Annotated in this window: 7 protein-coding genes; 5 read left to right on the top strand and 2 right to left on the bottom strand. The window is 27.3% G+C overall.

Going from position 1 to position 8,683, the window contains the following annotated elements; translation table 11 throughout:
- Nucleotides 1-78: 78 nt before the first annotated feature.
- Nucleotides 79-1,440: a methyl-accepting chemotaxis protein gene (locus Q0V24_RS02520; RefSeq protein ID WP_297518450.1), complete on the bottom strand. Its 1,362-nt coding sequence runs from the start codon at nucleotides 1,438-1,440 to the stop codon at nucleotides 79-81.
- Between the two features lie 204 nt (nucleotides 1,441-1,644).
- On the opposite strand from Q0V24_RS02520, the gene Q0V24_RS02515 reads away from it, so the two are divergent.
- The 5 genes from Q0V24_RS02515 (at nucleotide 1,645) to Q0V24_RS02495 (ending at nucleotide 7,581) form a co-directional block, all read left to right on the top strand.
- The gene (locus Q0V24_RS02515; RefSeq protein ID WP_297518448.1) at nucleotides 1,645-2,823 is read left to right on the top strand and encodes a hypothetical protein; all 1,179 of its coding nucleotides are present in this window, start codon (nucleotides 1,645-1,647) and stop codon (nucleotides 2,821-2,823) included.
- Nucleotides 2,824-2,924: 101 nt separating this feature from the next.
- Entirely contained in the window at nucleotides 2,925-3,644 is a 720-nt protein-coding gene (locus Q0V24_RS02510; RefSeq protein ID WP_297518446.1) for a Bax inhibitor-1/YccA family protein, read from the top strand.
- 130 nt (nucleotides 3,645-3,774) lie between these two features.
- Nucleotides 3,775-5,739, top strand: a complete 1,965-nt coding sequence (gene pulA / locus Q0V24_RS02505; protein WP_297518444.1) for a type I pullulanase — start codon at nucleotides 3,775-3,777, stop codon at nucleotides 5,737-5,739.
- Between the two features lie 130 nt (nucleotides 5,740-5,869).
- Nucleotides 5,870-6,934, top strand: coding sequence for a hypothetical protein (locus tag Q0V24_RS02500; RefSeq protein ID WP_297518442.1), 1,065 nt, complete (start codon nucleotides 5,870-5,872; stop codon nucleotides 6,932-6,934).
- A gap of 98 nt (nucleotides 6,935-7,032) precedes the next feature.
- Nucleotides 7,033-7,581, top strand: coding sequence for a hypothetical protein (locus Q0V24_RS02495; RefSeq protein WP_297518440.1), 549 nt, complete (start codon nucleotides 7,033-7,035; stop codon nucleotides 7,579-7,581).
- 47 nt (nucleotides 7,582-7,628) lie between these two features.
- Here the strand turns inward: Q0V24_RS02495 and Q0V24_RS02490 are convergent, their stop codons facing one another.
- Nucleotides 7,629-8,654: a branched-chain amino acid aminotransferase gene (locus Q0V24_RS02490; RefSeq protein ID WP_297518438.1), complete on the bottom strand. Its 1,026-nt coding sequence runs from the start codon at nucleotides 8,652-8,654 to the stop codon at nucleotides 7,629-7,631.
- Between the last annotated feature and the right edge of the window lie 29 nt (nucleotides 8,655-8,683).

The raw sequence follows: 8,683 nt of genomic DNA, 5'->3' as shown, positions 1-8,683 counted from the left end.
ATCGAAAAACAAAAAAAAGGACATCGACATTGTAGTTTGTCGACGTCCTGAAAGCTCCATCAAACGATGGAGCTTTTTTTAATCCTTTTTATTTGGATCAACAAATCTGAATTGAGAGAATGTACCAAGGTTTGTATCAACAATTTTTGATAACTCTTGTGCAGACTCAAGAACAGATTCACTAGAAACTTTCATTGTTTGTGCAGAAACATTTATATTTTCTGATAATGAAGAAACTTCAAGTGAAGTAGTATGAATATCTTTCATAGTTGAAAGTATATTTATATTACTATTTAGTATTTCATTAGATCTTATGTTAACCTTATCAATTTTAGGTGCAATTTCAGAAACTGAATTAGAAATAGTATTAAATGAATCAATAGCATTTGATACTGTATTTTTTTGAATGTTTAAAGTTTCTTTCATGTTACTACTTTTACTTACAAGGTTAGTTGAACTATCGAGTGCATCTCCAATAAGATTATTGATTTTGTACGAAGATTCTTTTGTTTGTTCTGATAATTTTCTGATTTCAGAAGCAACAACAGAGAATCCTTTACCAGCTTCTCCAGCTCTTGCAGCTTCTATTGCTGCATTTAAAGCAAGCAGGTTAGTTTGTTCAGCTATGTTATTAATAAGGTCAGTTATATCATTAACTTTTTCGATATTAGCTTTCATAGTTGATAACGTAGAAGAAAAATCTAAGAATATCTCATTAAAGTTGTTAAATGAATCATCTAATTTAGCCATTTCATTGAAACTCTCATTAGCTTTTTTACTAACATTACTTGTCATAGTTGATATAGTATTAATTTCAGATACATTAGATGTCAATGTATTATTAAATACTGATATGCTATTAACAATATCTGTTATAGCAGAAGTTTCATCAACAATTTCATTAGAGATTTCATTAATTGAATCAACTATATTAGAACTAGAATCTCTTAAACCTTTTGAAACATCTGTTAAGTTAGTTGATTGAATTTCCATAAGGTGTGTTGTAGTTTTAATATTAGTTACCATACCCTCTATTGAATTTTGCATGCCTTCAGTAGCACTTGCAATAGCACCAAGTTCATCTTTTCTAAGAAAATGTCTAGGTCTTATATGATAGAAGAAGTCTCCTTCCTTTAAAAATTCAAAGTGAATTCTAAAGTTATTTAAAAGAGTAGCAAGTTTTCCAAGTAGTTTCCAAATTAATACTAAACTTCCAAGTGTTAATATTAAAGAAAAAATAAAATAATAAAGAGCTATTTTTAAAGATACTTCGGGCGCTGTTGCTAAATCCCCGACTATAAGTTTTTGGATTGAATTTTTGCTAAGAAAATAAACTGCTAAAGAGTTTATTAAAAGCACGATAGTTAAAATTATAGCTATTTTTGAAGTAATATCGGTCTTAAGACTTTTCCTTGCATCAAAATCAAAATTTACGCTCATAATTCTCATCCCCCTTACTAAAATTTGTGTATAGTAAAAGTTTAATATGTTTTTCTATTAAATTCAATAATTTCCTATAAAAGTAATATTAACAAAGAGTAAATAATAAAATTTTATGTTAAAAATTATTATATTATTATACATTTAACGATAAAAAAAGTAATAAACTGTATTGTGGAGAAATTTATTTAGGTGGTTTGTCGGATGAAATTTTTAAATTTAAAACAGTATTCTAATAATTTTTTCAACTTTATATATAGTAATGATGAAAAATTGGTCTATACAACAAAAAGAAAAGTAGACAAAAGAGATGTTTTTTATGTCTGTAGTTATGATATAAAAAATGATTTTGAATATGTTATAAAAACCTTTGAAATTGATGGAAAATCATATTATGACTATAAAGTTTTCTTTAAGGATAATAGTTTATTTATATTGCACAAAAAAAAAAATATTCTTAATGTGTCTAAAATAGCAAATCCACTAGGTGATTCAGAAGAGTATTTATTTAATATTTATTTAGAAGGAGAGATTAAACATATAAATATACTAAATCAACAATATTTTGTGGTTTTTATAGAAAAACAAGATTTTTTAAGCAATCAATTTTTAAAGTATAGAAGCAGCAAGAGTTTTAGATATAAATTCTCATATTTAGTAGATTTAGAAGCTGTAGAAAGTTTCTTTATAAAAGATACAAAATTCACACTAGGAGCTAGGGATTATATACAAATAGAAGAGATAGATGGAGAAGAAACAATATTTTTTGAGGAGGCTTATAGAGAAGCTTGGGAAAAGGAGTTTTATTATTTTAAAGGCCTTTTTGATAGTGAGAAAAAAATAAAACAAGAAAATAGCATAAATTATATTAAATTCTCAAAATTTATCGACAGTATAAAGGCTGGGGAAAATAGATTAATGTTTAATATAATTGATAGTATTGATAAAAAAGGAACAGTAAGATATCTTGGGGAAACAAAGGCTGTTATTTATTATAGAAAAAAATTTTTTGAAAATGGAAAAGAATTTATATATTCATTTGAAAAAAATACAACTAAAATGATTGAAGTTTGCAAGATTGACCATAATAACTGGATGGGAGAATTTTATTATGACTCTGATAAAAGTATTATTTTTTACGAAGAGGATTTAGATGATTATAATAAACTTGTTGGGATTTTTAATAGAGATTGTGATATTATTTATAATAAAAAAATCGGGGATTTTGAGGACTTTGTTGAAAATAGATATTTGATTACATACTATACAGAGGAAGATGATGATAGTTCTGATTATGCGGTTATAAAAGATATAATTGCGAATAAAGAATATCAATATGATGGTCAAATAAGATGTTTTAGTAATTATGTAATTTTATATTAAGAAATATTAATGAAAAGCTTAATAAATGAATGTTATAATTAAGCCTATATACTAGCGAGTGCGTTAAGAGTTAGCGTTAGGTTTAAGGGAGGAAAAAGAGATTGAGAAAAGGAAATCCAGTTCTTTTAAAGGGAATTAATGCAACTAGAGATGAAGTGAGTGATGGGGTAATGACAGTACGTGGTGCTGTTACAAAATCATTTTTACTTATGTTAATAGTTGCGGTATCATTTGTGTATAGTTTTTCAGGGGTAATAACTAATGGACACTCAGCACTGCAAATTATAGGGTTAGCAAGTTTTATAGTTGCTATTATTACTGTTTTTGTACCTAAGATTGCAAAATTCACTGCTATAATTTATGCAGCGTTACAAGGCTTTTTACTTGGAGCAGTTACGAATGTATTTAATGTGAGGTATCAAGGAATAGCAACTCAAGCGATACTTATGACAATAGTTGTAGCTATGATTACATTATTAGTTTATAGAAGTGTTCCAACACTTGCTCAAAAAGTTAGAAAAACAGTATATATAGGTCTTATATCAATGCTTGTTATAAGTTTACTGTCAATTGTATTTTCATTTATAGGAATATCATTACCTTTCTATGGAAATGGTCCGATAGGAATAATATTTAGTTTAGTTGCAATTGTGCTTGCAGCAATGTCACTTATGACTGACTTTGATAATATAACTCAAGCAGCAAATTATGGTGCGCCTAAATATATGGAGTGGTACTGTGCCTTTGGCTTAACAGTAACGCTTATATGGTTATATACACAGATTTTAAGTTTACTTAGCAAACTTTCATCAAGAGATTAATATATTTAGTAAAACCTAGCGTATGGTTTCCTTTACGTTAGGTTTTCTTTTTCTATTTAAAAATAGAGTTATATATTTATGAATATGATAAATATAATGTAATATAAGCTTTAATGGAGGTATATTTAAAATGATAGAGGAAATTTTTTTGGGTGAGAAAGTAATTCCGCTTGATATAGATAGAGATCTAGCAATTATAGAAGGTGTTTTTAATTATAGGGGGATATTAGGATCAATATGTGATAAAAAGAAAACTGTATTTAAAGTATGGTCGCCTGTAGCAACAGGTATAAAACTTATTTTATATAAAGGTGAAAAAAAAGAATATATAATGAAGAAAGAACTAGATGGAGTATGGAGTATAAAAATTAAAGGAAATTTAAACGGTGTAGAATATACTTATTTAGTGGAACATTTAGATGGGGTTTTTGAAACTACAGATCCATATTGTAAAAATATAAGTAATGATGGTACTAAATCTTTAGTTGTAAATATGAAAAAAACAAACCCAAAACATTGGGATAATATAAAAATCCTTAAAAATCCTAAGTCAAATATTATATATGAAATGAGTATAAGAGATTTTACAATAGATGAAACGAGGTTAGTTAAAGAATCAGATAGAGGAAAGTATAAGGGACTTAGATCTTATAAAAATAATTTCAAGAAAGTTGGGATAGAACATCTTGTATCACTAGGAGTAACGCATGTTCAACTTATGCCTATTTATGATTTTACATCAGGTGAGGAGAATAATTTCTATAATTGGGGTTATAATCCTAAAAATTACAATGTTCCAGAAAAGACTTATTCAACGGGAGAAAATGTATTATCTAAGATAGTAGAATTAAAAGAAATGATTATGAATTTTCATGTAAATGGAATTAAGGTAATTATGGATGTTGTTTATAATCATCATACAGATGCTGAAAATTCTAATTTTAATAAAATAGTACCAAAGTATTATTTTAGATCTAATGAATATGGTAATTTTTCAAATGGGTCAGGTTGTGGAAATGAATTTGCAACGGAGCGAAATATGGCTAGGAAATTTATTGTAGATTCAATGGCTTATTGGGCTGAAGAATATAAGATTGATGGATTTAGACTAGATCTTATGGGACTTTATGATATTGAAACGATACAAGAGATAAGAAAAGAATTAGATGAAATTAATAGAGATATACTTCTTTATGGAGAACCTTGGAAAGGTGGAGAAAGTGCTCTACTAGACGAAATCTCAATGGTTAGTAAAAATATGTATAAACTTGAGAGTGAAGAAATAGGGTGCTTTAATGATATATTTAGAGATTGTACTAAAGGCAGCGTATTTGATTTTACAAGCAAAGGTTTTGTAAGTGGCGAATATGGCTTAGAAGAAAAATTAAAGCATTGTATTGTAGGAAGTATAAAACATAAAGGTATAGATTATAGAAAAATAAATAAAGTAAATTTCTTAAATGAAAGCTATCAGAGTATAAATTATGATTCTTGTCATGATAACCATACTTTATTTGATAAGTTAATGCTTGCAAATTATGGAGTAGCAGAAGAAGAAATTATAAAGATGAATTTATTAACAGCAGCAATTCTTTTAACATCACAAGGAAATTGTTTTATCAATTCAGGTGAAGAGTTTCTAAGAACAAAAGTTAATAAGGATGGAAATTTCGAGTCTAATAGTTACAACTCTGGAGATTATGTAAATAAGATAGATTGGGAAAGAAAAGATAAATATAAAGATGTAGTTAACTATTATAAAGAACTGATAAATATCAGAAAGAAGCATAAAGTGTTTAATATAAATAATTCGAAGAAAATAAATGAATGTATAAGTTTTATAGATAAATCAGAGTTTAGCAGTAGTGAGAACATAGTAGCCTATATTATTGATGGATTAAAGCTTGGGGATGATTACAAAAAAGTTTTAATTGCATTTAATGGTTCAAGGGTTAACAAAGAGATTAATTTAAAAGAAGAGGGGTGGGATATTATCTTAGATGGTGAGCATATTAGAGAGACTGGGATTGAATATATAGATGGGAATATTTTGAGTGTAAAAGCATTATCGGCATTGATAGCAATAAAATATTGAATAAGGAGATGCATAATAAGTTAAAAGCTTATGATGCATTTTTTAAGTATAGAAATTATTAAAATGATTATCAATACTAAAATATCAAGCATAGGATAAAACTAAGAAATCAAATAAGAAGGTATATAATATGGGGAAAGCTATACATTATTTTGGTGGGGGAAATACAGCGAGAGGTTTTACACCATTTTATGAAAGTATATTTCAAGATACAAAAGAAGCTTATAGTTTAAAAGGGGGTTCAAATACTTATAAGACTAAGATATTAGAGAAACTTAGCTCACAATATGTGATTTTATATGATGTAGAAATAATTAATAGTGGAATAGATGAGTTAGAAATTGAAGCTATAAAAATTCCGGAATTAGAAATTGCAATTATAAATGGGGATTTAATACATGGGAGTAATATTGTATTTGGGAATACTAATATTACAGAGATAGATTTAGCAGATGCTATGGATACAGAGTACTTAAAAGACCAAAAAGAAGAATTGCTAAGTATTAAAGAAAAAATTTTTGAAAATATTAATTTATCATATAAAAGTTTTGAAAAATCACTTAAGATACATGATATTCTAGAAGGGTATTATTATAAATATATGGATTTTGATAAAGCAAATAATCTTACTGAAAAACTTATGGATAAATTAATATATAGGAGCAAAACATCACAAGGAAGAGTTTCTCATAGATACTTAGGAGCAGCTAGTCCAATTGGGGCAATTGATTTTGTACCTAATATAACAGAAGGTGTAAAAAGGTATTTATTAAAGGGGAGAGCAGGAACAGGAAAATCAACTTTACTAAAAAAAATAGCTAGAAAAGCAGAAGCAAAAGGGTTTGATGTTGAAATTTACCATTGTGGATTTGACCCTAAAAGTTTAGATATGGTAGTAGTTAGAGAACTAGATTTTGCTATTTTTGATAGTACAGCACCACATGAGTATTTCCCAAGTAGAGATAGAGATGAAGTTATAGATACTTATAAGGAATTTTGTACTGAGGATGTAGATAAAATATATAAAAATGAAATAAAAATAGTTGATAAGGACTATAAAAAATATAAACAAGAAGCAATTATATTTTTAAAAGAAGCTAAAAAATATAAAGTTAGGTATGATGAGATTTATACTAATGCACTGGATGAAATAAAAGCTAATAGTTTAATAAACTTAAAACTTATAATTATTTAGTTAGTCTAGGGGGTTGTAATCAATCCCTTTTTTAGGTTAAGTAAGTTATAATATAGTTGAATAAGATTTTAAATTATAGAATAAGAGGAATAACGAGAATGTATACTGAAAAAATAAGTAATATAGATTTTATCTTAGATGTAAATATAAAGGTTAAAAACATAAATTTAGCATTTGAGATTTATCAAAGTAAAAGTTTAGAAGATAATTCTAATTTAGATAATAGTAACTTAAACAAGTTAGAAATTTATAATATAGAAATGAAATATATTGAGTTTATCGATAAATGTTTTGATTTAAATAATAAAAAAGGCATTATAGTTGATTTCTATATGGATAGATTAGATGAAGAAGCATTAGAAAAGATGAAATCATTTTTAGATATAAATGAGATTGTTATATTAGAAGCATTCTTAGAGGAAAATAATTATGCAGGTACATATTTCAAGGTATTAAAAAAAGAAATATTAACCCTTTTTATAAAACTGAGTGTAAGAGAAATTTTCTTTATTAGTTTTTATATGTTAGATTATGAAGTAACCTTATGGGGAAACTATAATAGAAAGTTTCCGATTTTTTATAAAGAAGAAAAATTAATTTTATTATATGAAAATATAGCAAATGAAAATAATCTTTTAGTAAAGTAATTAATAATGAAGAATGGGAAAACTCATGAAGTGAGCTTTCCCATTTTTTATTTAACTTTAAAAATCCAGTTATCAGGTGGGTCCATTTCACCAAATTGAATTTTATGAAGAGTATTATAAAGTTTTTTTACTATAGGACCAACTTCTGTTTCACTATGAAAGACATGAAGTGAATTCTTATATTCTATACCACCAATAGGTGTTATAACGGCTGCAGTACCACAAGCACCAGCTTCTTTAAATTCATCTAAGTTATCTATAAAAACATCTCTTTCATAAATTGGTAAGTTTAAATACTTATTTGCAATATACATTAAAGAATATTTTGTTATACTTGGTAAAATAGATGGAGATTTAGGTGTTATAAATTCATTATTTTTTGTTATACCAAAAAAGTTTGCAGCGCCAACCTCTTCAATTTTAGTATGAGTTGCAGGATCAAGATAAATACAATCAGCAAAACCACGCTGTGTTGCAATTAAGTGAGGTGCAAGGCTTGCAGCATAGTTACCACCAACTTTATTACCACCAGTCCCAAGAGGTGCAGCTCTATCATAATCAGCTATCATAAAGTTAGCTGGAGATAAGCCGTCTTTAAAGTAGGCACCAACAGGCATACAAAACACACAGAAGATGTATTCTTTAGCTGGATGAACACCTATATTATCCCCAGTTCCAATAAGAAACGGTCTAAGGTAAAGAGTTGCATCAGTTCCATAAGGTGGAACAAATTTTTCATTAGCTTTAACAACTTTTATACAAGCATCTATAAATTTTTGCACAGGTATCTCAGGCATCAAAAGCTTACTTGCGCTCTCATTAATTCTTTTAGCATTTTCATTAACTCTAAAAAGTTGAATATCTCCATTTGCAGTTCTATAAGCTTTTAATCCTTCAAAACATTGCTGTCCATAATGAAGACAAGGTGAACCCTCGCTTATAGTTAATTTATTTTCTTTTGATAAGATACCTTCATCCCAATTTCCATTTTTCCAAGTAGAGATATAACGAAAATCTGTTTTTATATAATCGAAACCAAGATTGCCCCAGTCAATATTTACTGTTTCATTCATACAAATAGCCCCTTTCTAAATGATTTGAT

The sequence above is a fragment of the uncultured Clostridium sp. genome (assembly GCF_947039605.1).
Taxonomy (GTDB): domain Bacteria; phylum Bacillota; class Clostridia; order Clostridiales; family Clostridiaceae; genus Sarcina.
This window is presented reverse-complemented; position numbering and strand designations above follow the sequence as displayed.

What these genes read in the sequence shown, in the direction of transcription:
- Q0V24_RS02495 (WP_297518440.1), top strand. Translation starts at nt 7,033, where the DNA reads ATGTATACTGAAAAAATAAGTAATATAGATTTTATCTTAGATGTAAAT.
- Q0V24_RS02515 (WP_297518448.1), top strand. Translation starts at nt 1,645, where the DNA reads ATGAAATTTTTAAATTTAAAACAGTATTCTAATAATTTTTTCAACTTT.
- Q0V24_RS02520 (WP_297518450.1), bottom strand. Translation starts at nt 1,440, where the DNA reads ATGAGCGTAAATTTTGATTTTGATGCAAGGAAAAGTCTTAAGACCGAT.
- Q0V24_RS02490 (WP_297518438.1), bottom strand. Translation starts at nt 8,654, where the DNA reads ATGAATGAAACAGTAAATATTGACTGGGGCAATCTTGGTTTCGATTAT.
- Q0V24_RS02500 (WP_297518442.1), top strand. Translation starts at nt 5,870, where the DNA reads ATGGGGAAAGCTATACATTATTTTGGTGGGGGAAATACAGCGAGAGGT.
- pulA (WP_297518444.1), top strand. Translation starts at nt 3,775, where the DNA reads ATGATAGAGGAAATTTTTTTGGGTGAGAAAGTAATTCCGCTTGATATA.